This window comes from Serratia sp. LS-1, assembly GCF_003719595.1.
GTDB classification, from domain to species: Bacteria; Pseudomonadota; Gammaproteobacteria; order Enterobacterales; family Enterobacteriaceae; genus Serratia; species Serratia ureilytica.
In genome coordinates, this window is record NZ_CP033504.1 from 3,957,130 (window position 1) to 3,980,924 (window position 23,795).

24 protein-coding genes are annotated in these 23,795 nt (G+C 59.8%); 9 read left to right on the forward strand and 15 right to left on the reverse strand.

The genetic code is table 11. The features are described 5' to 3' along the window. Positions 1-592: 592 nt before the first annotated feature. Positions 593-1,282, reverse strand: a complete 690-nt coding sequence (locus tag EDY99_RS18795; RefSeq protein ID WP_004936833.1) for an LrgB family protein — start codon at positions 1,280-1,282, stop codon at positions 593-595. Further along, a complete protein-coding gene (locus tag EDY99_RS18800; protein WP_089192300.1) occupies positions 1,275-1,697 on the reverse strand; it encodes a CidA/LrgA family protein in 423 nt (140 codons plus the stop codon). The genes EDY99_RS18795 and EDY99_RS18800 overlap by 8 nt, the downstream gene beginning before the upstream one ends. A 139-nt stretch (positions 1,698-1,836) precedes the next feature. Between EDY99_RS18800 and EDY99_RS18805 the strand changes: the two genes are divergently transcribed. Continuing rightward, a complete protein-coding gene (locus EDY99_RS18805) occupies positions 1,837-2,724 on the forward strand; it encodes a LysR family transcriptional regulator (protein ID WP_033644435.1) in 888 nt (295 codons plus the stop codon). A 76-nt stretch (positions 2,725-2,800) separates the two neighbouring features. On the opposite strand, the gene EDY99_RS18810 is transcribed toward EDY99_RS18805, so the two are convergent. The 5 genes from EDY99_RS18810 to EDY99_RS18830 form a co-directional block, all read right to left on the reverse strand. Beyond that, positions 2,801-4,450, reverse strand: a complete 1,650-nt coding sequence (locus EDY99_RS18810) for a Na+/H+ antiporter (protein ID WP_004936822.1) — start codon at positions 4,448-4,450, stop codon at positions 2,801-2,803. 197 nt (positions 4,451-4,647) lie between these two features. Continuing rightward, positions 4,648-6,009: an NCS2 family permease gene (locus tag EDY99_RS18815; protein ID WP_033644434.1), complete on the reverse strand. Its 1,362-nt coding sequence runs from the start codon at positions 6,007-6,009 to the stop codon at positions 4,648-4,650. 333 nt (positions 6,010-6,342) lie between these two features. Continuing rightward, a complete protein-coding gene (locus tag EDY99_RS18820) occupies positions 6,343-6,750 on the reverse strand; it encodes a VOC family protein (RefSeq protein WP_015379207.1) in 408 nt (135 codons plus the stop codon). 47 nt (positions 6,751-6,797) lie between these two features. Then, positions 6,798-7,466, reverse strand: coding sequence for a glutathione S-transferase family protein (locus tag EDY99_RS18825; protein WP_033644433.1), 669 nt, complete (start codon positions 7,464-7,466; stop codon positions 6,798-6,800). After that, positions 7,463-7,906, reverse strand: a complete 444-nt coding sequence (locus EDY99_RS18830) for a lipocalin-like domain-containing protein (RefSeq protein WP_033644432.1) — start codon at positions 7,904-7,906, stop codon at positions 7,463-7,465. Before EDY99_RS18830 ends, EDY99_RS18825 begins: the two co-directional genes overlap by 4 nt. A 195-nt stretch (positions 7,907-8,101) precedes the next feature. Here EDY99_RS18830 and EDY99_RS18835 point away from each other — a divergent pair, with 195 nt between their 5' ends. The 4 genes from EDY99_RS18835 (at position 8,102) to EDY99_RS18850 (ending at position 10,920) form a co-directional block, all read left to right on the forward strand. After that, positions 8,102-8,362, forward strand: a complete 261-nt coding sequence (locus EDY99_RS18835) for a YdgH/BhsA/McbA-like domain containing protein (protein WP_069100422.1) — start codon at positions 8,102-8,104, stop codon at positions 8,360-8,362. A 150-nt stretch (positions 8,363-8,512) separates the two neighbouring features. Continuing rightward, positions 8,513-9,262: a 3-oxoacyl-ACP reductase family protein gene (locus EDY99_RS18840; protein ID WP_033644429.1), complete on the forward strand. Its 750-nt coding sequence runs from the start codon at positions 8,513-8,515 to the stop codon at positions 9,260-9,262. A 263-nt stretch (positions 9,263-9,525) separates the two neighbouring features. Beyond that, positions 9,526-9,738: a DUF1471 domain-containing protein gene (locus EDY99_RS18845; RefSeq protein WP_033644427.1), complete on the forward strand. Its 213-nt coding sequence runs from the start codon at positions 9,526-9,528 to the stop codon at positions 9,736-9,738. A 51-nt stretch (positions 9,739-9,789) separates the two neighbouring features. Continuing rightward, positions 9,790-10,920, forward strand: coding sequence for a cyclase family protein (locus tag EDY99_RS18850; protein WP_241157683.1), 1,131 nt, complete (start codon positions 9,790-9,792; stop codon positions 10,918-10,920). 85 nt (positions 10,921-11,005) lie between these two features. Here EDY99_RS18850 and ssb1 read toward each other — a convergent pair whose 3' ends face one another. After that, positions 11,006-11,536: a single-stranded DNA-binding protein SSB1 gene (ssb1, locus tag EDY99_RS18855; RefSeq protein ID WP_004936793.1), complete on the reverse strand. Its 531-nt coding sequence runs from the start codon at positions 11,534-11,536 to the stop codon at positions 11,006-11,008. 277 nt (positions 11,537-11,813) lie between these two features. Between ssb1 and uvrA the strand changes: the two genes are divergently transcribed. The 3 genes from uvrA to EDY99_RS18875 all read left to right on the forward strand — a co-directional run bounded on the left by uvrA (position 11,814) and on the right by EDY99_RS18875 (position 16,794). Further along, a complete protein-coding gene (gene uvrA / locus EDY99_RS18865) occupies positions 11,814-14,642 on the forward strand; it encodes an excinuclease ABC subunit UvrA (RefSeq protein ID WP_123061992.1) in 2,829 nt (942 codons plus the stop codon). Positions 14,643-14,970: 328 nt separating this feature from the next. Next, positions 14,971-15,777, forward strand: a complete 807-nt coding sequence (locus tag EDY99_RS18870) for a MipA/OmpV family protein (RefSeq protein ID WP_033651345.1) — start codon at positions 14,971-14,973, stop codon at positions 15,775-15,777. A gap of 219 nt (positions 15,778-15,996) precedes the next feature. Continuing rightward, positions 15,997-16,794, forward strand: a complete 798-nt coding sequence (locus EDY99_RS18875) for a M48 family metallopeptidase (RefSeq protein WP_164489284.1) — start codon at positions 15,997-15,999, stop codon at positions 16,792-16,794. A 13-nt stretch (positions 16,795-16,807) separates the two neighbouring features. Here the strand turns inward: EDY99_RS18875 and maa are convergent, their stop codons facing one another. The 5 genes from maa to EDY99_RS18900 all read right to left on the reverse strand — a co-directional run bounded on the left by maa (position 16,808) and on the right by EDY99_RS18900 (position 20,158). Then, complete coding sequence (gene maa / locus EDY99_RS18880; RefSeq protein ID WP_103101919.1) at positions 16,808-17,365, reverse strand: maltose O-acetyltransferase; 558 nt, start codon at positions 17,363-17,365, stop codon at positions 16,808-16,810. Between the two features lie 146 nt (positions 17,366-17,511). Next, the gene (locus EDY99_RS18885; protein WP_019453210.1) at positions 17,512-17,865 is read right to left on the reverse strand and encodes an MmcQ/YjbR family DNA-binding protein; all 354 of its coding nucleotides are present in this window, start codon (positions 17,863-17,865) and stop codon (positions 17,512-17,514) included. A 4-nt stretch (positions 17,866-17,869) separates the two neighbouring features. Then, complete coding sequence (locus tag EDY99_RS18890; protein ID WP_016930264.1) at positions 17,870-18,286, reverse strand: secondary thiamine-phosphate synthase enzyme YjbQ; 417 nt, start codon at positions 18,284-18,286, stop codon at positions 17,870-17,872. Between the two features lie 125 nt (positions 18,287-18,411). Continuing rightward, positions 18,412-19,605, reverse strand: a complete 1,194-nt coding sequence (locus EDY99_RS18895) for an amino acid aminotransferase (protein ID WP_123061993.1) — start codon at positions 19,603-19,605, stop codon at positions 18,412-18,414. Between the two features lie 79 nt (positions 19,606-19,684). Continuing rightward, on the reverse strand, positions 19,685-20,158 hold the full coding sequence (locus EDY99_RS18900; RefSeq protein WP_025304444.1) for an Lrp/AsnC family transcriptional regulator: 474 nt from the start codon (positions 20,156-20,158) through the stop codon (positions 19,685-19,687). A gap of 215 nt (positions 20,159-20,373) precedes the next feature. Between EDY99_RS18900 and EDY99_RS18905 the strand changes: the two genes are divergently transcribed. Beyond that, positions 20,374-21,141 carry a transporter substrate-binding domain-containing protein gene (locus tag EDY99_RS18905; protein ID WP_033651220.1) on the forward strand — a complete coding sequence of 256 codons (768 nt, stop codon included), beginning with the start codon at positions 20,374-20,376 and terminating at the stop codon, positions 21,139-21,141. 44 nt (positions 21,142-21,185) lie between these two features. Here EDY99_RS18905 and alr read toward each other — a convergent pair whose 3' ends face one another. Then, positions 21,186-22,265: an alanine racemase gene (gene alr / locus EDY99_RS18910; RefSeq protein WP_123061994.1), complete on the reverse strand. Its 1,080-nt coding sequence runs from the start codon at positions 22,263-22,265 to the stop codon at positions 21,186-21,188. A gap of 17 nt (positions 22,266-22,282) precedes the next feature. Then, the gene (gene dnaB, locus EDY99_RS18915) at positions 22,283-23,707 is read right to left on the reverse strand and encodes a replicative DNA helicase (RefSeq protein ID WP_025160134.1); all 1,425 of its coding nucleotides are present in this window, start codon (positions 23,705-23,707) and stop codon (positions 22,283-22,285) included. Between the last annotated feature and the right edge of the window lie 88 nt (positions 23,708-23,795).

Below are 23,795 nucleotides of genomic sequence, written 5' to 3' on the forward strand. Positions count from 1 at the left end.
TTCATTACGTTAATGAAATAGACCGTCAGGATTTAGGCAAAGACTGGCCGCCCGACAGTTCAAGTCAGAATAAAAAAACCGTAGAAAAGCTGGGTCTCCCCCAACTAAGAAAGGATAGAATGGCTAATCCAGAGGTCCCCCCTGCGCCTCAATTTGCTGAGCTGTGAAGTATAGGAGAGGATATTTTTTTTGGCGAAACGTGCGAAAGGGAATAAATGACCATTTTATTTCCCCGATATTACTCAGGGATGACGAGGGTATTGAACTTGTATTAACCTGAGATGATTAGAGAATAATTAATATTTTTTTGTATTATTCATCGAGGTTAATATGCAGCAATTCTTACGATAAGAGCCTCTCCATATCAATAAGTTATACTTTATTGTTTGAAAAACAATAATTAATAATTTAATTAATTCATTGTCATCGAAATTTATGCCCGGTTTTATCGGCAGCGGCTCTATCGCTTTTTGTTATAACAATGGGAAAAATTATGCTGAAAAAATTTTGCGTTTTTTCGTGCGCAAATCAACGGCACCGTTCCCAACCGCAGACAATGTCAATGGGGCGGCAGAGCCCGCCCCAAGAGGTCTTACCACATCAGCCGGCCGATCAATGGCGCGGCCACGACCGTGATGATGCCGGCCAGCATCATCACCAAACTCGACACCACGCCCTCCTGCGGCCCCAGCTCATAGGCGCGGGCAGTGCCGGCGCCGTGCGACGAGGCGCCAAATCCGGCGCCCTTCGCCAGACGGCTGCGCACCGCCAGCCGCAAAAACAAAATATCCCCCACCGCCATGCCGAACACCCCGGTGATCACCACGAACAGCGCCACCAGATCCGGCTGCCCGCCCATCTGTTTGGCGGCCTCCAGCGCGAACGGCGTGGTGATCGACCGCACCGCCAGGCTGCGCTGCACCTCTTCCGGCAGCGTCAACAGGCGCGCCAGCCACACCGAGCTGTACACCGCCACCAGCACCGCGGTCGTTACCCCGGCGGTCAGCGACAGCCAGTGGCGACGGATGATATGCAGATTCTCGTACACCGGCACCGCGAAGGCGATGGTCGCCGGCCCCAGCAGCCACAGCAGCCAGTGGGTTTCACCGATGTAGTCCTGATAGGAGATATGGGTGACCACCAGCAGCAGCACCAGAATCATCGGCGTCAGCACCAGCGGCATCAGCAGCAACGTGCGGCGGCGGCGATAGAGTTTCTTGTTGGCGAAATACAGCGCCAGCGTCGCCAGAAAACAGGCCAGGCTAAGGATAAAATCATTCATGGCGCTGCTTCCGCCGCTGCAGCCAAATCTCCAGCCGATACACCCTGTCCACCACCAGCCCGGTGGCGCCCAGCGTCAGCACGGTGCTGACTGCGATCACCAGAAAGATCTTCCAGCCCTCGACCATCAGCAGCTGGGCATAGTTGACCACCGCCACCACCGCCGGCACGAAAAACAGCAGCATTTCCGCCAGCAGCCAGCGGGAGCCGGCCTTGACCCAGCTGAGCGGCAGAATGCGCAGCAGGATCAGCGCCAGCAGCATCAGCATGCCGACGATATTGGCGGGGAGCGGCAGGTGGAATTGTTGCACCAGGCGATCGGCGATCAGGAACAGCGCCGCATACAACGCCACCTGAATCGGCACCTGCAAACGGGTCAGCAGGGAGGGGGCAACGCGGCGTAACGCCAGAGACATGAAAGATGACCTCAAACAATAATTGACGGCCTACAGTATACGCAGCCGGGAAACCACGCCTGAAATGAATTAAAATTATCGACATCATGCCGTCCGGGAATAGTTTCCCGCCGGTAGCGTCCCCAAGGAGAACCCTAACGTGGATGTCCGCACCCTGCGCTACTTCGTTGAAGTAGTGCGCCAGCAAAGCTTCACCCGCGCGGCGGAAAAACTGTTCGTCACCCAGCCCACCATCAGCAAAATGCTGCGGCATCTGGAGGAGGAGCTGGAATGCACGCTGCTGATCCGCGAAGGCCGCAAGCTGCGCCTGACCGACAGCGGCCAGGCGGTGTATCAGCGCGGCCTGACGATCCTCGACGAATTCCGCCAGTTGGAGGCGGAGCTGGAAGACATCAGCTCGGTGAAAAAGGGCGTGTTGCGGCTGGGCATTCCGCCGATGGTCGGCAGGCAGATCGCCGATCTGATCCGCCGCTTTCGTCAGACCTACCCCGGCATCGAATTGAAGATTTCCGAGCTGGGCGGGCTGTCGGTCGAACAGGCGGTGATGTCCGGCGAACTGGATCTGGCGATGACGGTGTTGCCCTTCGACTCGGAGCAGCCGCTGACCTTTCTGCCGCTGCTGGGCCACCCGATGTGCGTGGTGGCGCCGCGCACGCCGCAGTGGCTCAACCGCACCAGCATCAATATCGCCGAATTGGCCGACAGCCCGATCCTGATTTATAACGAAGACTTTGCGCTGTACAAGATGCTGATGAAGGCGTTTCGCCTGGCCGGTTTTGAACCGCAAATCGCGGTGCGCAGCGGCCAATGGGACTTCCTCGCCTCGATGGTGCAGGCCGGCGTGGGCATCGCCATGCTGCCGGAGCCGGTTTGCCGCTGGCTGGATAAGGAAAACCTGGTCTGGCTGCCGCTGGAACCGCGCATGGAATGGAAAATCGGCCTGATCTGGCGCCAGGGCAGCTATTTGTCGCACAGCGCACAGGCCTGGATCGCCTGCTGCCGCGACTACTGGCCGCCGCTCAAGTAGCCAAAAAACAAGGGCCGCACAGGCGGCCCTTCAGGATGGGGATAACGAGGAAAAACGTTTATTCCTCCCTCTGCGTTTACCCCTCGCGCTCGATCAACAGCGCTTCGAGCAAATCGAGATCGTGCAGCAGTTTTTGCAGCGTCTCGTTGCTGATTTTCTGCGTGGCGCGCAGGTGGTACAGCTCGCCGCGCTCGGCGCGCAGCGCCGTCAGGCGGAAACGCCGCTCGAGGTTTTCCATCGCCAGCGCATTCTCGATATCGTCTTTCGACGCGATACGCCGCCGCAGCATGCCCGTCACCCGCGAGCTGACCTCTTTCAACACCTGCGGATCGAGATTCTCTTCGGTATCGGCGACCAGGCGCTCTTCCATTTTATTCACGCTCTCGATCGCCACCTCGGCCGCCATGGCGATCGCCATGCGCTCTTCCTGCTTGCTGGCGCTCTTGTCGGTCACCTGCACGCCGCGCAACAGCAGCGGTAACGCCAGCACGCCGACAATCAACGACAGCAGGATCACCCCGGCGGCGATAAACACCAGCTGATAGCGCGCCGGGAAGGCGGTGCCGTCGCTCAACAACAGCGGTATCGACAGCACGCCGGCCAGGGTAATCGCCCCGCGCACCCCGGCGAACGACGCCACCCACAGCTCACGTGTGCTGTAATCGCCGAACTGCAGCGGACGCTTTTTCATAAAGCGGTTGCTGGCCTTCTTCATCACCCACAGCCAGGTGAAACGCAGCACCAGCAGCGCGGCGTAGATGGTGGCCACGTCGGCGAACAGATACCAGGTCTGGATGGTCGGATCCAGCTCCGCCTGCAGGATGGAGGTTTCAAGAATGCCCGGCAGCTGCAGGCCCAGCATGATGAACACCATGCCGTTGAACACGAATTCCAGCATCGCCCACACGCTGTTGGCGCGCAGGCGCATCGCCAGCGGCGCGTTGCGGATCACGCCGGATTGGCTGATGGTCATCCCCGCCGCCACCGCCGCCAGGATGCCGGAAACGCCGATATGTTCGGCGATCAGGTAGGACGCGAACGGCAGCAGCAGCAGGAACACGATCTGGGTCGCCGGATCGTCGCCGCTCCAGCGGCTCATCACCCGCAGCGATTTACTGTAAGTCCAGGTGACCGCCACGCCGGCCAACAGGCCGCCGATCGCCACTTTGAGGAATTCAAGGGTCGCGCCGCCCACGGTGAACACCATCGTGCCCATCGCCACCGCGATGGCGAACTTGAGCGACACCAGGCCAGACGCGTCATTCATCAGCGCCTCGCCCTCGAGCACGCCCATGATCGGCTTGGGAATCCGCCCTTTGCCGACGATGCCGGACAGCGCCACGGCATCGGTCGGCGACAGCACCGCCGCCAGCGCGAAGGCCGCCACCAGCGGAATGCCCGGCACCATGGCGTAGATCAGATAACCGACGCCGACCACGGTGATCAGCACCAGCACCAGCGCCAGGCCGAGAATTTCACGCCCGTGATGCAGGAACTCGCGCGTCGGCGTTTTCCAGCCGTCGGCGAACAGCAACGGCGGGATGAACAGCACCAGGAACAGTTCGGGATCAAAATCGACGTGCAGCCCGAAATGCGGCCAGGCCAACAGGGCCCCGATGGCGATTTGCATCAGCGGCAGCGGCACCTGGAACGGCAACATGCGCGTCACCACCCCGGACAGGGAGACCACCAGGATCAAAATGAGGATTGTAAAAAAGATTTCCATGCTTTCCTTAGACTCTACGATTCAGACGACATCGGCTCAGGGCCTGCGTTGGTCCCGATAGTAGATCACTTTTTTTACAGCCGTTAAAGCTTGTTGTGCCTTTCAAAACGCGGTGCAGAGCAGAAGAAGACTTATCTTAAGAAGGGAATTGCCGTCACAGGCTCCCCCGCCCGATGGGCGAGGGAAACCCAAGAGGCTTAAATCGCCCAGCCGCCGGCGTAGAACGCCACCAGCGCCACGGCGATCAGCACGGTGCCGATGTTCAGCTTGCGCCATTCGCCGGAGAAGATGCGGCCGATGACCAGCGAGCTGAAACCCAGCATGATGCCGGTGACGATGTTGCAGGTCAGCACGATGAACACGGCGCACAGCAGGCCGGCCATCGCGTCGACGAAGTCGTTGAAGTCCAGCTTGGTGACGTTGCTCAGCATCAACAGGCCGACGTACATCAGCGCCGGCGCGGTGGCGTAGACCGGCACCAGATAGGCCAGCGGCGACAGGAACAGGATCAGCAGGAACAGAACGCCGACCACGGTGGCGGTCAGGCCGGTCTTGCCGCCCGCGGCGGTGCCGGCGGCGGACTCGATGTAGACTGCGGCGGGCGCGGCGCCCACCAGCCCGGAGAAGATGCTGCTCAGGGAATCCGAGGTCAGCGCCTTGCCGCCGTTGATGATCTGGCCGTCTTTGTCCAGCAGGTTGGCCTGCCCGGCTACCGCGCGGATGGTGCCGGTGGCGTCGAACACCGCGGTCATCACCAGCGCCAGCACGCTCGGCAACACCACCGGCTGCAATGCGCCCATGATATCCAGGCTGAAGATCAACGATTTACCGTCAGCGTCCGCCAGGCTCGGCATGGCGAACAGCCCCTGATATTTCACTGCCGGGTCGAAGATCAGGCCGATGATGGAAATGGCGATGATCACCAGCAGAATGCCGCCGGGCACGCGCAGTTTCTCCAGGCCGAAGATCACCGCCAGGCCGACCAGCGTCATGACGACCGGGAAAGAGGTGAACGCGCCGAGCGCCACCGGCAAGCCATCCAGCGGGTTCTTCACCACCAGGCCGACGCCGTTGGCGGCGATCAGCAGCAGGAACAGCCCGATGCCGATGCCGGTGCCGTGCGCCACGCCCATCGGCAGGTTGCGCAGGATCCAGGCGCGGATGCCGGTGACCGAGATGACGGTGAACAGCACGCCCATCAGGAACACCGCGCCCAGCGCCACCGGAATGCTGATATGTTGGCCGAGCACCAGGCTGAAAGCGGTAAAGGCGGTCAACGAGATCGCACAGCCGATGGCCATCGGCAGGTTAGCCCACAGCCCCATCAGCAGCGAGCCCAGACCGGCCACCAGACAGGTGGAAACGAACACCGCCGCCGGCGGGAAGCCCGCTTTGCCCAGCATGCTCGGCACCACGATCACCGAGTACACCATCGCCAGGAAGGTGGTCAGCCCCGCCACCACCTCCTGACGCACGCTGCTGCCGCGCGCGGAAATTTTAAAATAGCCATCAAGCCCGCCGGTTGGTTTTGCGGCGTGGTTCGCTTGAGAGTTCGACATAGGTTACTTCCCCTGTGTTTCATGAATCGGCCCGTCGCAGCAGGCCTGTAATCTCGCCCGCGCCTGATCGCCACGTAATCGTTTACGTCACGTTCCGCTTCCTTGCCCTTCCGTCGCACCGCCAACGGCGATGCGCACCAAGGCAAACGTTTAACTCGCAGCGCGCGGTACGGGTGATTTATGGTGGTTTATTCAAGGCAAACGATTATCCTGCCTTCCCTAGCGTCTAATCAACTAAAGATCGCGGCAATTTATGCAGAAAGCGGCGGGAAGGGCTTCTGCGCGAAAAGACGGGGCGATCCGGCGCCCCTGCCAGCCTGTTTCACGGCGATCTTATTGCGCCTGCACCGCTGCGGGATCCATATACATCAATTCCCAGATATGGCCGTCCAGGTCCTGAAATCCGTGACCGTACATCACGCCATAGTCCCGCGGCGGATGATAGGTATTGCCGCCGCCGGCGATCGCCTTGCGCACCAGTTCGTCCACCGCCGCCCGGCTGGGTTGCGACAGGCACACCAACACTTCGGTGGCCTGTTTGGCGTCGCCGATCGGGTTCGGGGTAAACATCCTGAATTTGTCGTGGGTCAGCAGCATCACGTAAATCGTGTCGCTGACCACCATGCAGGCGGCGGTATCGTCGGTAAATTGCGGGTTGAAACTGAAGCCGAGCTGGGTGAAAAACGCCATAGAGGCGGGCAGATCGCGTACGGGCAGATTTACGAAGATTTGCGTAGCCATGGGCTACCTCCGATGAAGAATGACCCCATCGAGTATAGCCCATCCGCTTAACTCAGCAGGTCGTAAGGGCCGCCCTGTTCCAGCGCCCGCTGGTAAGCGGGCCGGGCGTGGATGCGCTGCAGGAAGCCGCGCAGTTTCGGGCAATTGTCCAACGCGCCGCGCGCCGCCATCGCCTCGAGCGGGAAGCTCATCTGTATGTCCGCCGCGCTGAAATCGTTGCCGACGAACCAGCTGCCCTTGTTCAGGTGCTGTTCGAGATACTCGCAGTGCGGCGCGATCTGTTTGTCGAGGTATTCGCGCTGTACGCCCTTGCCGATCGCGCCCGCCACCGGCCGCAGCAGCCAGGGGATCGGCGGCTGGCCGAGACGGCTGAACACCAGCTTCATCACCAACAGCGGCATCAGCGATCCCTCTGCGTAGTGCAACCAGTAGCGGTATTGCTGGCGCGCGTGGAAGTCCGTCGGCATAAACATGCCCTGTGCGTCGTAGGCCTCCTGCAAGTATTCGATAATGGCGCCGGATTCCGCCAGCGTCAGATCGCCATCGACGATCACCGGCGATTTGCCCAGCGGGTGGATCTTTTTCAGCGCCGGCGGCGCCAGCAGAGTGTGCGGATCGCGCTCGTAGCGTTGCACCTGATAGGGCACGCCCAGCTCTTCCAAAAACCACAGAATGCGCTGCGACCGCGAGTGATTGAGATGATGAACAATGATCATGATGACGCTCCCGTCCGCTGCCACACCAGTTCGCCGATCTGCACGCCGTTGCCGAGCTGCAGCGGCACCGTGCGCAACGTCAGCCGATCGGCGTTAAAGGCGTAAAAGCGCACCTGACGGCTGCCTATCCAATTGGGGAACGAGCAGCCTTCAACCTGATGCACCACCCGTTGCTCGCTTTCTTCCACCTGATAACGGCCGAAATAGCAAATCATATTGATGAAGGCGGCATGGATCTCCCGCTCGGATCCCTGCGCCAAATCGTCGGCGACGAAACGCGGCCGCACGGCGCTGTATAGCTGCGCCGCCATTGTGCCGTTGGCCTCATAGTGGATGCGCCCCAACACCTGCTCGCCCAGCGGGTAATTCAGCTCGCCGTTCTGGTTTTTGAACGCCGACGACACCAACGCCCAGCTGCCGATAAACGCGTTTACCGTCATGACGCTTCTCCGGTTAAGGATCGTCTGTAAAGGGTAGTGGCAATTTTTGCCGCACGCCAACGGCTGAAAAACCGTCAATTTATTTGACAGAGATACTCAAAACTCTCCGATTTTTTATTCACACCCGGTGCACTAGTATTTAACACATCGAGAGACAACGCGCTCTCACCTAATAAATACTCTGAGGAACACATCATGAAAAACGTCAAAATTTTTGCTACCGCTGCACTGCTGGCTACCGCTTCTTTCTCTACCTTCGCCGCTGACCTGCCAACCAGCCAGCCAGCCGCAGACGCGCAGAAAATCGGCGTAGTCACCGTGAGCGGCGCCGCCAACCTGAGCGCGCTGGAAAGCGAACTGGCCAGCAAAGCCGCCGCGTCGGGCGCCAGTTCCTACCGCATCGTCGCCGCCGGCGGCCAAAACAAACTGTACGGCACCGCAGAAATCTTCAACTGATCGTCGGACAGCCAATCGACGGAAGAAAGAAGCCCCGCAAGGGGCTTTTCTCGTTTCAGGCGGCCAGAGCTCTTTGTGGACAGTGATCGCCATTCATTTCACCCATACTGAATGACAGCGCAATCCCCTCACCCACTTTGGAGAAATAGCATGACGACAGCACAACCTCTGCAAGGCAAAGTCGCATTCGTTCAGGGCGGCTCCCGCGGCATCGGCGCCGCCATCGTGAAACGGTTGGCGAACGAAGGCGCCGCCGTCGCCTTTACCTACGCCGCCTCGGCCGATCGCGCCGAAGCGGTGGCGAGCGCCGTGACCGCCGCCGGCGGCAAAGCCCTCGCCATCAAGGCCGACAGCGCCGATGCAGCGGCGCTGCAGCAGGCGGTTCGCCAGGCGGTGAGCCACTTCGGCAACCTGGATATTCTGGTGAACAACGCCGGGGTGTTTACATTGGGCAGCACCGAAGCGCTGGCGCTGGACGATCTGGATCGCATGCTGGCGGTCAACGTGCGCAGCGTATTCGTCGCCAGCCAAGAGGCGGCGCGCCACATGAATGACGGCGGCCGTATCATCCACATCGGCAGCACCAACGCCGAACGCGTGCCGTTCGGCGGCGCGGCGGTGTATGCGATGAGCAAATCGGCGCTGGTCGGCCTGACCAAAGGCATGGCGCGCGATCTCGGCCCGCGCGGCATCACCGTCAATAACGTGCAGCCCGGCCCGGTGGACACCGAAATGAACCCGGACGCCGGCGAGTTCGCCGATCAGCTCAAGCAGCTGATGGCGATCGGCCGCTACGGCAAAGATGAAGAGATCGCCGGTTTTGTCGCCTACCTGGCGGGCCCGCAGGCGGGTTATATCACCGGCGCCAGCCTGAGCATCGACGGCGGCTTCTCGGCGTAACATCCAAGCCCCGCGAGGGGCTTTTTATTGGCTTGCCGCAGTATGCAAGCCTGACGACGTCGATGCACGCTTGTTTCCCCTGCCCACGCTTTACGCCGCCAATCCCGCGTGAAATACAACAATCGAATCAGTTTATGTACAAAAACGGAATAGTTTATTGACGATTCTGTTATTTATTCACCTCACTGCCCCCTTTATCCTTCGCTCCATCGTGTCGTACCGGACACCCTTATTTTTCGAATCATCGAACACAGGATAAAGATATGAAAACCATGACCACCGTTATTTCACTCGCTCTGTTTTCCACGCTGTCGTTTAACGCTGCAGCAGAGAGCGTTACCGCAACCGGCAGCACGCTGGATTCCACCGAAGCCCTCATCGCTAAAAAAGCGCAAGAGGCCGGCGCAAGCGGCTACAAAATCACCAGCGCCTATATGGGTAATTTCGTCACCATGAGTGCTGAGCTGAAAAAATAATATCAATGACGCCGCTCGCCCGGCGTTATTTATTTCCGCATAAGGAAGTCATTGTCGGGTGGTTATTCACCACGCCTTGTTATAAGGCATTACGCTAATACACCCCGCGCACCCAAAAATGAGCTTCTTTCTCTACCGGTTATTATTCGGCGGCCTGATGTCGCCATGTCCGGACGGCTCATTTTCATTCACCCTGCAATACGTTGTTATAAGGATGAGTCACTGATGAAATCATTGTATCGCCTCTCCCTCTTGCTGCCTTTGCTTGCCACAGTGCCTGCACACGCCGCAGAGTCCGCCGCTCAGCCGTCAGACTGGTATCCTTCCGTTTACGGTGCAAAAGACGAAATCGGCGCGGCCAACCTGCTCACGCCAGAAGGGGTATTACAGTCCGTGCAGTTGGTAAAACAAGGCAAAACATTGTCATTGGCGGTGCCCGTCGATAAAGATTTCCCGGCGTTCCGCCACCGCAGCTTCCGCTTATATAATATTCAGCCTGGTCAGCAGGACGGTAAAACGCTTGGCCCAAATAAATTCACCTTTAATGATGAATTGGTGAATGCCTGGACCGGCGTCGGCACTCAGTTGAATGGCATTGGCCATATCGGCATCGACAATGTTTATTATAACGGCAATAAGGCGGCGGATTTCGTCACCGTAGATGGCGTGAAAAAATTGGGCGTGGAAAAAGTGCCGCCCATGGTCACACGCGGCGTCGTACTCGATATGACGGCTTATTATCATAAAGACATCGTTCCGGGCGGCACCGAATTTTCCGTTGCGGATATTCAAGCGGTGCTTAAAAAGCAGGGCATCAGTTTACGCAAAGGCGACGTTGTCTTGTTCAACACCGGCTGGCTGGAGCTGATTGGCAAAGACAATAAAAAGTTCCTGGAAGTTGAACCGGGTATCGGCATGGAAGCGGCGAAATGGTTGGCTGACCAAGGCATCGTGGCCTTCGGCGGTGATACCTGGGCTTCCGAAGTATACCCTAACCCGAAAAATGACGAAGAGTTCCCGGTCAACCAATACCTGCTGGCCAAACGCGGCGTCTATAACCTGGAACTGATCGACAGCCGCCCACTGGTGCGCACGAAAACCTGGGAATTCCTGTTCGTGCTGGGGCAACCGCTGTATGTCGGTTCAACCCAGGTTAACATCAACCCGGTAGCAATTTACTGATTGGCGACACCGCCGCAGAAAATCGGCAGTGAGCGCCCACAAAAAACCCCGCCTGAGCGGGGTTTTTTTAGCGCTGTCGCCAGGCTTAGAACGGAATATCGTCGTCGAAATCCATTGGCGGTTCGTTGCTGGTCGCCGGAGCGCTGTTCTGCGCCGGACGAGACTGCTGCTGGCCGCCGCTGAACTGGTTGCCGCCCTGTGGCTGTTGAGGCTGGCCCCAACCGCCCTGGCCGCCGGCAGATTGACCGGCCGGTGCGCCGCCGCCCTGACGGCCGCCCAGCATCTGCATGGTGCCGCCGACGTTAACCACGATCTCGGTGGTGTAGCGATCCTGGCCGCTCTGATCCTGCCATTTACGGGTCTGCAGGGAGCCTTCGATATAGACCTGAGAGCCTTTGCGCAGGTATTCGCCCGCCACTTCAGCCAGTTTGCCGAACAGCACGACGCGGTGCCACTCGGTCTTCTCTTTCTGTTCGCCGGTCGCTTTGTCACGCCAGCTTTCGGAGGTCGCCAGGGTAATGTTGGCCACTGCGCCGCCGTTCGGCATGTAACGGACTTCTGGATCCTGACCCAGATTCCCGACCAGAATTACTTTGTTTACGCCTCTGCTGGCCATGAGCACTTCTCCCGATGATTGATTTCTACACAGTATAAACGCGTCAGTTTACCACGCTGAGTACGAAACCACACCCGTGTTGATAAGTGCGAATTGCATTCCAGAATTGTCTTTCCAATCGACCTTATTGCATTCGCATACTGGATATCCATTCAGGTTTTTTTGTGTCATAATTATGCGTTTCGACCTGGCTGTGCCGGTTTTTTGCGAGATCCATCACAAAATCCCCCGCAAAAATCGCGACAGGCGCGGTGTATCATCAAGACGGGAAGTGTAAATGGACAATATCGAAGTTCGTGGTGCTCGAACCCATAATCTGAAAAACATCAACCTGATCATCCCGCGTGACAAACTGATCGTCGTCACCGGCCTGTCCGGTTCCGGCAAGTCTTCGCTGGCTTTCGATACGCTGTATGCCGAAGGGCAGCGGCGCTATGTCGAATCACTCTCCGCCTATGCGCGCCAGTTCCTGTCGCTGATGGAAAAACCGGACGTCGACCATATTGAAGGTCTGTCGCCGGCGATCTCCATCGAGCAAAAATCCACCTCGCACAACCCGCGATCCACGGTCGGCACCATCACCGAGATCCACGACTACCTGCGCCTGCTGTTCGCCCGCGTCGGCGAGCCGCGCTGCCCGGATCACCATGTGCCGCTGGCGGCGCAAACCGTCAGCCAGATGGTGGACAACGTGCTGAGCCAGCCGGAAGGCAAGCGCCTGATGCTGCTGGCGCCGGTGGTGAAAGATCGCAAGGGCGAACACACCAAAACGCTGGAAAACCTGGCCGCCCAAGGCTATATCCGCGCGCGCATCGACGGTGAAGTGTGCGATCTGTCCGATCCGCCGAAGCTGGAGCTGCAGAAAAAACACACCATCGAAGTGGTGGTCGACCGTTTCAAGGTGCGCGACGACATGGCGCAGCGCCTGGCCGAATCGTTCGAAACCGCGCTGGAGCTCTCGGGCGGCACCGCGGTGGTGGCGGACATGGACGACGAAAAAGCGGACGAGCTGCTGTTCTCCGCCAACTTCGCCTGCCCGATCTGCGGCTACAGCATGCGCGAACTGGAACCGCGCCTGTTTTCCTTCAACAACCCGGCCGGCGCCTGCCCGACCTGCGACGGCCTGGGCGTGCAACAGTTCTTCGATCCGGATCGCGTGGTGCAAAACCCCGAGCTGTCGCTGGCCGGCGGCGCAATCCGCGGCTGGGATCGCCGCAACTTCTATTACTTCCAGATGCTGCGCTCGCTGGCGGAGCACTATGAGTTCGACGTCGAAGCCCCGTTCAACACCCTGAGCGCCAACGTGCAGAAGGCGGTGCTGAGCGGCTCCGGCAAAGAGTCGATCGAATTCAAATACATCAACGATCGCGGTGACACCACCGTGCGCCGCCACCCGTTCGAAGGCGTGCTGCACAACATGGAGCGCCGCTATAAAGAGACCGAATCCAGCGCGGTGCGCGAAGAGCTGGCGAAGTTCATCAGCAACCGCCCTTGCGCCTCGTGCCACGGCACCCGCCTGCGTGAAGAGGCGCGCAACGTGTTCGTCGAAGACACCACGCTGCCGGAGATCTCCGATCTGAGCATCGGCCATGCGATGACGTTCTTCCAGAACATGAAGCTCAGCGGCCAGCGCGCCAAGATCGCCGAGAAAGTGCTGAAAGAGATCGGCGATCGCCTGAAGTTCCTGGTGAACGTCGGCCTGAACTATCTGTCGCTGTCCCGGTCGGCGGAAACGCTCTCCGGCGGCGAAGCGCAGCGTATCCGCTTGGCCAGCCAGATCGGCGCCGGTTTGGTGGGCGTGATGTACGTGCTGGATGAGCCGTCGATCGGCCTGCACCAGCGCGACAACGAGCGCCTGCTGGAAACGCTGACCCACCTGCGCAACCTCGGCAACACGGTGATCGTGGTGGAGCATGACGAAGACGCCATCCGCGCCGCCGACCACGTGATCGACATCGGCCCCGGCGCCGGCGTGCACGGCGGCCAGGTGGTGGCGGAAGGCACCGTCGATGACATCATGGCGCAGCCGGAATCGCTGACCGGCCAGTTCCTCAGCGGCAAACGCGAGATCGCCATCCCGGCGCAGCGCGTGCAGGCCGATCCGACCAAGGTGCTGAAGCTGAGCGGTGCGCGCGGCAACAACCTGAAGGACGTGACGCTAACGCTGCCGGTCGGTCTGTTTACCTGCATCACCGGCGTGTCCGGCTCCGGCAAGTCGACGCTGATCAACGATACGCTGTTCCCGATCGCCCAGCGCCAGCTTAACGGCGCTACCATCGCCGAGCCTGCGCCGTTCCGCGAAGTGACCGGCCTGGAACATTTCGACAAGGTGATCGATATCGATCAGAGCCCGATCGGCCGCACGCCGCGCTCCAACCCGGCCACTTACACCGGCATCTTCACCCCGGTGCGCGAGCTGTTCGCGGGCGTGCCGGAGTCGCGCAGCCGCGGCTATACGCCGGGCCGCTTCAGCTTCAACGTCAAGGGCGGGCGCTGTGAAGCCTGCCAGGGCGACGGGGTGATCAAGGTCGAGATGCACTTCCTGCCGGACATCTACGTCCCGTGCGACCAGTGCAAAGGCAAACGCTATAACCGCGAAACGCTGGAAGTGAAGTACAAAGGCAAGAGCATCCACGAAGTGCTGGAGATGACCATCGAAGAAGCGCGCGATTTCTTCGACGCGGTGCCGGCGCTGGCGCGCAAGCTGCAAACCCTGATGGATGTCGGCCTGTCCTACATCCGCCTCGGCCAGTCGGCTACCACGCTCTCCGGCGGTGAGGCGCAGCGCGTCAAGCTGGCGCGCGAGCTGTCGAAACGCGGCACCGGCCAGACGCTGTATATTCTCGACGAGCCGACCACCGGTCTGCACTTCGCCGATATCCAACAGCTGTTGGCGGTGCTGCATCAGCTGCGCGATCAGGGCAATACCATCGTGGTCATCGAGCATAACCTGGACGTGATCAAAACCGCCGACTGGATCGTCGATCTGGGGCCGGAAGGCGGCAGCGGCGGCGGCGAGATCCTGGTCGCCGGCACGCCGGAAACGGTCGCCGAGTGTGAAAAATCGCACACCGCGCGCTTCCTGAAACCGCTGTTGGAAAAATAACGGCGGATGATACGCTCAACGAGGCGCCCTATTCCGCCTCGTTGAGCAATCAACCTATCCCTCTGCGAGAAACATTAAATACGCTTCTCTGCATCATTCCTTTAAAAACAGGCGCTTTGAACCCAGCCAATAATAAACTCGCCCCATCATGCCATTTGTTTGGCTTTTGTTTATTCCCCATGCGTTTCACTATTGCGGTGAAATAACGCCAATGGCGCGCCGTCGTCTGTCGATTAATCAATATAAACATGGCGTTTATCAATAAGCCGTCATTTAAACGCGGGCCTGCGGGCCGTTTATTCAATGGGATGATATAAAGGTGTTTAACGTGGATAATAAACTGGGTACCTCTGCCGCCGCCCTGCTCTTTCTTTTTCCCCTCGCCGGTCAGGCGCAGGACGGCGAAGCGTCTTTAACGCTCGCCGGCGGCCTCGCCGTCGCTCCCGCCTATGAAGGCTCGTCTTTTTACAGCATTGAACCGCTGTATCAGGTGAATGCCGGCTATCAAAACGCCAGCTGGGGAGAATTCAGCGCGGGCAGCGAAGGGGCGCGCTGGCAATTCCCCATCGCCGGGCCCGTCGGCATCGCGTTATTGCTCAACTATGACGCCGGCCGTGACGAGGAAATCAAAACCTTGCGCGGGCGCAACACCCGGCTCAAAGGCATGGGCAAACTGGGCGGCGCGCTGGAAGCCGGCGCTGAGCTGAGCTACCAACTCGACCCCTTCCGCGCCTATGTCAAAGGGATGCAGGCGACGCGCAAACGCAGCTACGGCGGGGAAGAACTGGGCCACACCGCCTATGTGGAAAGCGGACTGACCGGGCAATATCCGCTCAGCGAACAGCTGACGCTTATCGGCAATCTCTCCACCACCTGGGCCAACAGCGGCTATCAGCGCGGCTATTTCGGCGTGACGTCGCAGCAGGCGCAGCACAGCGCCTTCAGCGCATATCGGCCGGGCAGCGGCTTCAAGGACGCGACGCTCACCGCCGCACTCAACTACCAATGGCGACCGAACGTGGCCTTCCAGGCCGGCGTCGGCGTAACGCGCCTGCTGGGCGACGCGGCCGACAGCCCCATCGTTGAGAAAACCACCTCGGGCATGGCCTTCACCAGCGCCAGCTACAGTTTTTGACGTTTTTGCCTAAGTCTGTGCAGGAAGGGATAAACGCCATGATTAAAAAACGAACTACAGTTTAGCTGAGTGTTAGGTAAACGGATGGATAATTAAACATTCATTATTTACCTGACAATGTCAGGCGTGGCTTTCCCTTATTAAGGATATTTTATGTGTCAACATCATGCGACGGAATGTCGTAATTTCACCGCATTTCGCCACCGCTGGGAAATGCCCATGATCTGGCTATCGGCGATAATTACCTTGTTCGGTTTTTTATTTGGCATCGCCGCCGTCGTGGTAAATACGGATGGAACTGCACTTGGGTTGGGAGACGACGCCAAGGAAACATTGGATACCCTCAGCCTGCTCGCGTTATTACCGCTGATCCCGATCGCTTTCTATATTTACCGTTTCTATCTCGCCGCACAGGCGAAATCCAACGCCTTGCGCATCGGGCCGGCGCAATTTCCGGAACTGTTCGCGCTGTATCAGGATATCGGCCGTCGGCTGGAACTCAAGACGCTGCCCAAGCTTTATCTGACCAACGGCAACGGCGTGGTCAACGCCTTCGCGCTGGAATGCAACCGCCGCCAGCGCTACGTGGTGATCCATGCTGAAATCGCCATGCTGATGCCCACCGCGCCGGAGATCGTGGAGTTCGTGCTGGCCCATGAATTGGCCCATCACAAGCTGCGGCACGTGTCGCTGTGGCGTCTGGCGATCGGCGTTGTGCCGCAGTCGCTGGTGCTGCCCGGCCTGGCGACCACTCGCGCGCAGGAGTATTCCGCCGATCGCGTGGCGCTCGCGGTGTGCCCGAGCTACGCCAACACGGTGCGGCTGCTGGCCGTCGGCCCCTGGATGCAGCACGGCGTGAATCCGCAGGCCTGGCTGGAGCAGTGCGAAGAAGAGAACAAGGAGCTGTTTGTTCGCATCAGCAATCTGCTGTCAGACCATGCGGTGATGGTCAAACGCTTCAAGGCGCTCAAAGACATCGAGATGCACGGCTTCGAGCGCCATGGCAGCATGTTTTAATCCGCCCGAGGGCTTACAGCGTTTTCAGCACGCGCGCCGGGTTGCCGCCCACCACGCAGTTGGCCGGCACGTCTTTGGTCACCACCGCGCCGGAGGCCACGACCGCATTATCGCCGATGGTCACGCCCGGATTGATCACCGCGCGCCCGCCGATCCACACGTTGTTGCCAATCTTGACCGGCTTGCCGAACTCCGCGCCGCCGACGCGGGTCTCGGCGTCCAGCGGATGAGTGGCGGTGTAGATATGCACGCCCGGCGCCAGCAGGCAGTTGTCGCCGATGTGCACCTCGCACACGTCGAGGATCACGCAGTCGAAATTAGCGTAGAAGTTCTTGCCGAGATAGATGTTATAGCCGTAGTCGCAGCGGAACGTCGGCTCGATGGCGCCGCCTTGATAGCCGCCCAGCAGCTCGCCCAGCCACTGTTTGCGCAGCTCGCCCTCTTCCGGCGATGAGTGGTTGTAGCGATGCGTTATCTGGCGCGCGCGCCGACGCTCGCTGCGCAGCAGTTCATCGCCGGCGTCGTACAGTTCCCCGGCGATCATCTTGCGCTTTTCTTCGCTCATGGCCATGTCGGCCTCCTTCATCCGCGTTTCTTGAATGCCCAAGCGTAGCCGCTTTAGCCCGGCAATAAAAAGGGAACGTTCCCAATTTAAAACCGCGATCACGGTTTAACGCGAGAAAGCAGGAGAAAACGGGCGGCGCCGCCGCCCGGCAATCAGGCGCGCAGTTCCTGGCGCACGTGTTCGGGCAGGCCTTCCACCACCAGCTGATAGGAGCTGTCGATCAACGTATAAAACTGCGAGTTCGGCAGGTTGCCGTCGAGAAATACCGTATTCCAGTGCGCCTTGTTCAGGCCGTCGCAGGCGACGATCTCAGGGTGGTGTTCGCGCAGGCTTTCCGCCAGCTCCGGGCTGGACTTGACCGCCAGCGCCGGCCGCCCTTCCACTTCGCACACCATGGCGAACATCACGTCGCCCACCTTGATCTGGCTGGCCTGCCACTGGTTCTGGTCGCTTTGCTCCGCGCCCGGCTTCGCCATGCAGTACTCCAGCAATGCGCTGTTATTCATTGGGTTATTCCCCCTGTAATGTGGCCACAATACGGCGTGCTCCGCCGTGGATGCGGTGCTCCCCCAGCCAGATGCCCTGCCATGTGCCCAACATCAGCCGCCCGTGCCTGACGGGCAGCGTCAAGGAAGCGCCCAGCAACGAGGATTTGATGTGCGCCGGCATGTCGTCCGGCCCTTCGTAGTCATGTTGATAGGGGGCGTTTTCCGGCACCTGACGCAGAAAATGCTGCTCCATATCGGCTCGCACCGTGGGATCGCAGTTCTCGTTGAGCGTCAGCGAGGCCGAGGTATGCTGCAGCAACAGATGCAGCAGGCCGGTTTGCAGGCGGTGTAAGTGGGTTAACTGGTTGGTGATCTCGTCGGTAACCAGATGAAAGCCACGCGCTTTTGCGCTGAGGATTAGCGTTTGCTGATGCCACATGAGTGAGCGCCCCTCAATCAGTATATTCTCTCTCCGGTTTGCGGCAACTTCGGCGGCGCGCCGGCAATAAAAAAGGAGCGATATCGCTATCGCTCCCGATGAACGTCCGTTCAGACTAACAGGCGTTACTGCACCGCAGCAAACGCCTCGGCTACCTGACGCACGTTGTCGTGGTTCAGGCCGGCCACGCACATGCGGCCGCTGTGGATCAGGTAGACGCCGAACTCTTCGCGCAGGCGATCGACCTGCGCCGCGCTGAAGCCGGTGTAGCTGAACATGCCGCGCTGCGCCAGCAGGTAATCGAAGTTGCGCTGCGGCAGCGCGCTCTTCAGGGTGTCCACCAACGCGTGGCGCATTTCGAGAATGCGGGTGCGCATGCTTTCCACTTCATTGAGCCACTGGGTTTTCAGCTCAGCGTCGTTCAGCACTTTAGCCACCAGCTGCGCGCCGAAGTTCGGCGGGCTCGAGTAGTTGCGGCGCACGGTCGCCTTCAGCTGGCCCAGCACGCGCCCGGCCGCTTCTTCGCTTTCACACACCACCGACAGGCCGCCGACGCGCTCGCCGTACAGCGAGAAGATCTTCGAGAACGAGTTGCTCACCAGGCACGGCAAGCCGGCCGCCGCAATGGCGCGAATGGCGTAGACGTCCTGCTCCATACCGCCGCCGAAGCCCTGATAGGCGATGTCGAGGAACGGAATGATCTCACGATCGGCGATCACCTTGATCACTTCGTCCCACTGGGCGGGGGTCAGGTCTGAGCCGGTCGGGTTGTGACAGCACGGATGCAGCAGCGCGATGCTGTGCTTCGGCAGCTGTTTCAGCGCAGCCAGCATGGCGTCGAACTTCACGCCCAGGCTTTCGCCGTCAAAATACGGATAGGTATTCACCTTGAAACCGGCGCCGCTGAAGATGGCGACGTGGTTTTCCCAGGTGGGATCGCTGACCCACACCTGCGAATTCGGGAAGTAGCTTTTCAGGAAGTCCGCGCCCACTTTCAGCGCGCCGGAACCGCCGACGGTCTGAATGGTGGCGATGCACCCCTGCTGCAGCATCGGGTGCTGCTCGCCGAACAGCAAATGCTGGATGGCGGTGCGGTAGGATTGCAGCCCTTCCATCGGCAGATATACCGAGGCGCCGTGCTCGACGCTGTTCAACTGCGCTTGCGCCGCGGCGACCGCGCGCATCTGCGGAATAACGCCCTGCGCATCGTAGTACAGGCCAATGCTCAGGTTCACCTTGTGCGCGCGCGGGTCTTGTTTGAATTTTTCCATCAGCGACAGAATGGGATCGCCGGCATAGGCGTCAACGTTCTGGAACACGTTTTTTTCTCCTGGTTTATTTATTGTGGTTTGGGCACAGCGTTACGTTCCTAATATAGACGGAAAAGCGCATTCGGTTTCAGCTTTCTCGCGTCACCGGCAACAAACCGTTTTCCTTGATGCGATTGAGCACCACCGCCGTTTTGATATGCGCCACGCTTTTGTGCGGCGACAGCGTCTGGCTGATGAACTCGCTCAGCGCCGGCAGGTCCGCCACCGCCACTTTCAGCAGGTAATCGGCGTCGCCGGTGGTCTTGTAAGCGTCCAGGATCGCGTCCACGTCCTCCAACATCTGATGAAAGCTGTCGATCTGCTCCTGAGCGTGCGTGATCAGGCTGACTTCAATCAGCCCCACCAGCCCCAGGCCGACCGCCTCCGGCGCCAGCCGCGCGTGGTAGCCGCGGATCAGCTGCGCCTGCTCCAGGCTGATGCGCCGCCGTGAACACTGGGAAGCGGAAAGCCCCACCAGTTCGCTCAGCTCCTGATTGGTCAAACGGCCGTTGGCCTGTAACAGCGTCAGGATTTTCATATCAAAATCGTCAATGTTGTACATAGCCACCTGTAAACTGTGTTAATAAATGTTGACGTTACAGCCTACCAGTTTTTTTACCGTTGCCGACGTCACACCCTGGCGCTTAAATCGCGTACAGCAGCAACGCCCGGCGTTTTCGCCGGTAAGCGGCATAAAAAACGGCTAACTCATGCAGGCAAACGACAATTAACGGCGAAGTAACGCATAAAACCACGAATGTATAAAAAGGACGCCAGATGAAAAAGTTACTCCCTCTCGCGCTGCTGCTCGCCGCCGGCAGCGCCGGCGCGCAATCCCACCTGGACAAAGTGCTGCAGCAAAAGACCCTGGAGGTCTGCACCACCGGCGACTACAAGCCCTACACCTTCCTCAAGGAAGATGGCAGCTATGAAGGCATCGATATCGACATGGCGGAATCGCTGGCGAAGAGCCTCGGTGCCAAGGTGAAGTGGGTGAAAACCAGCTGGAAAACCCTGACGCCGGACTTCGCCTCCGGCAAGTGCGACATCGCCATGGGCGGCATCTCCGTCACGCTGGAGCGACAAAAACAGGTGTTCTTCGCCGACAAGCTGGATACCGACGGCAAAATTCCGCTGGTGCGCTGCACCGACGTGAAGAAATACCGCACGATAGAACAGATCAACAAACCGTCGGTGCGTCTGCTGGAACCGGCGGGCGGCACCAACGAAGCCTTCGTACACGCCTATCTGCCAAAAGCCAAGCTGACGCTGACGCACGACAACATGAGCATTTTCCAGCAGCTGGTGGATCGCAAGGCGGACGTGATGATCACCGACGCCTCCGAGGCGCTGTACCAGCAGAAGCGCTATCCGAAGCTGTGCGCGGTGAATCCGACCAAACCGATGCAGTACGGCGAAAAGGCCTACATGCTGCCGCGCGACGATCTGAGCTGGAAACTGTATGTGGATCAGTGGCTGCACCTGGCCAAGGCGACCGGCGAGTATCAGAAGGTTATCGACAAGTGGTTGGCGGTAAAGAAGTAACCCGCTGAGAAACGGGGCCGACGCGCGTCGGCCCCTGCGGCGTATCAGTCGCCAATGTATTCCATCGCCACGCGCTGCGTGAGCTTGGTGATCAGTTCATAAGCGCTGATGCCGGTACAGGCGGCGATGCGCTCGACCGGCAACGCCGGCCCCCACAGCACCGCTTCATCCCCCACCTTATCGGCGGCGTCCGGCCCGAGATCGACCGAAATCATGTCCATCGACACCCGGCCGACGATCGGCACTTCGCGGCCGTTGATCAGGATCGGCGTGCCGGTCGGCGCGCTGCGCGGGTAGCCGTCGCCGTACCCCATCGCCACCACGCCAAGGCGAGTATCGCGCGGGCTGATCCAGGTGCCGCCATAGCCCACCGCTTCACCAGCCTTGTGCTCGCGCACCGCGATCAGGCTGGATTTCAGCGTCATCGCCGGCTGCAGACCATGCTCGGCGCCGCTGCCGTTATCCAGCGGCGACACGCCGTACAGAATGATGCCGGGACGCACCCACTCGTTGTGGGCGTCCGGCCACAGCAGCGTGCCGCCGGAAGCGGCGACCGAGCGCTGGCCCGGTTTGCCGCGCGCGAACTGCTCAAAGCAGGCGATCTGTTTCAGGGTGGCGTCGGACTCCGGCTCGTCGGCGCGGCTGAAGTGGCTCATGATATTGACCGGCTGCGCCACGTTGCGGCAGGCGCACAGGCGCTGATAAAACGCTTCCGCCTGTTCGGGACGCACCCCCAGCCGATGCATGCCGGTATCGAGCTTCATCCACACCGGCACCGGGCGCGCCAGCTCGGCCTGCTCCAGCGCTTCGAGCTGTTCGATGCAGTGCACCGCGGTTTCGATGTTGTTCGCCACCAGCACCGGCAGGTCTTCGGCACAGAAGAAGCCTTCCAGCAGCAGGATCGGTTTGACGATGCCGCCGGAGCGCAGCATCAGCGCCTCGCCGATGCGCGCCACGCCGTAGCAGTCGGCGTCTTGCAGGGTGTGTGCTGTTTCCAGCAGGCCATGTCCATAAGCGTTTGCTTTCACAACGGCAATCAGGCGGCTTTGCGGCGCCTGGCGGCGCACCTGTTGCAGATTATGTCGCAGAGCGCGGCGGTCGATTACAGCGGTTGCCGCTTTCATTTCAGTTCCTTAGCTGATTATTCGTCATCGTATTGTGGCCCCGCGTAGTTATCGAAACGCGACCACTGGCCGTTAAAGGTAAGGCGCACGGTGCCGATTGGGCCGTTACGCTGCTTACCGATAATAATTTCCGCGATCCCTTTCAGATCGCTGTTCTCGTGATACACCTCATCACGATAGATGAACATAATCAGGTCGGCGTCCTGCTCGATGGAGCCGGATTCACGCAGGTCGGAGTTGACCGGGCGTTTGTCGGCGCGCTGCTCCAGGCTTCGGTTCAGCTGCGACAGCGCCACCACCGGCACCTGCAACTCTTTCGCCAGCGCCTTCAGCGAGCGCGAAATCTCGGCGATCTCCAGCGTACGGTTGTCGGACAAGGCCGGCACGCGCATCAGCTGCAGGTAGTCGATCATGATCAGGCTAAGCCCGTCGTGCTCACGGAAAATGCGCCGCGCGCGCGAGCGCACCTCGGTCGGCGTCAGGCCGGAGGAGTCGTCGATGTACATGTTGCGCTTCTCCAGCAGGATGCCCATGGTGCTGGAAATGCGCGCCCAGTCCTCGTCGTCGAGCTGGCCGGTACGGATGCGCGTCTGATCCACGCGCGACAGTGACGCCAGCATACGCATCATGATCTGCTCGCCGGGCATCTCCAGGCTGAAGATCAGCACCGGTTTCTCCTGGGTCATCGCGGCGTTTTCGCACAGGTTCATGGCGAAGGTGGTTTTCCCCATCGATGGACGGGCGGCGACGATGATCAGATCGGACTTTTGCATGCCCGCGGTTTTCTTGTTGAGGTCCTGATAGCCGGTATCGACCCCGGTCACGCCGTCATGCGGCTGCTGATACAGCTGTTCGATGCGCGAGACGGTGTCTTCCAGGATGCGTTCGATGCCCTTCGGGCCCTCGTCTTTGCTGGCGCGGTTCTCGGCGATTTGGAATACGCGGGATTCCGCCAGATCGAGCAGGTCTTCGCTGCTACGCCCCTGCGGATCGTAGCCGGCGTCGGCGATTTCGTTAGCCACCGAGATCATTTCGCGCACCACCGCGCGCTCGCGCACGATGTCGGCGTAGGCGCCGATGTTGGCGGCGCTCGGGGTGTTTTTCGACAGCTCGGCCAGGTAGGCGAAGCCCCCCACCGAGTCCAGTTCGCCCTTCTGTTCGAGCGATTCGGACAGGGTGATGAGGTCGATAGGCTTGCTCATCTCCAGCAGACGCTGCATCTCGGTAAAGATCAGGCGATGCGGGCGGCTGAAGAAGTCGTTGGCGACCACGCGTTCCGCCACGTTGTCCCAACGCTCGTTATCCAGCATCAAACCGCCCAACACCGACTGTTCGGCCTCCAGCGAGTGCGGCGGCATCTTCAGCCCTTCCATCTGACGATCTCTGGAACGCTCTCTGGTTTCGTCCGCGTTTGTTTTGTTGGTTGGTTTTTTTCCTGCCATGAAACGTAGTCTTTATCCGGTTGCGAATGAAGGATCCTGACGCGAGAGTATACGTGATTTTTGCGTCATAACCGATGCAAAAAAGGTA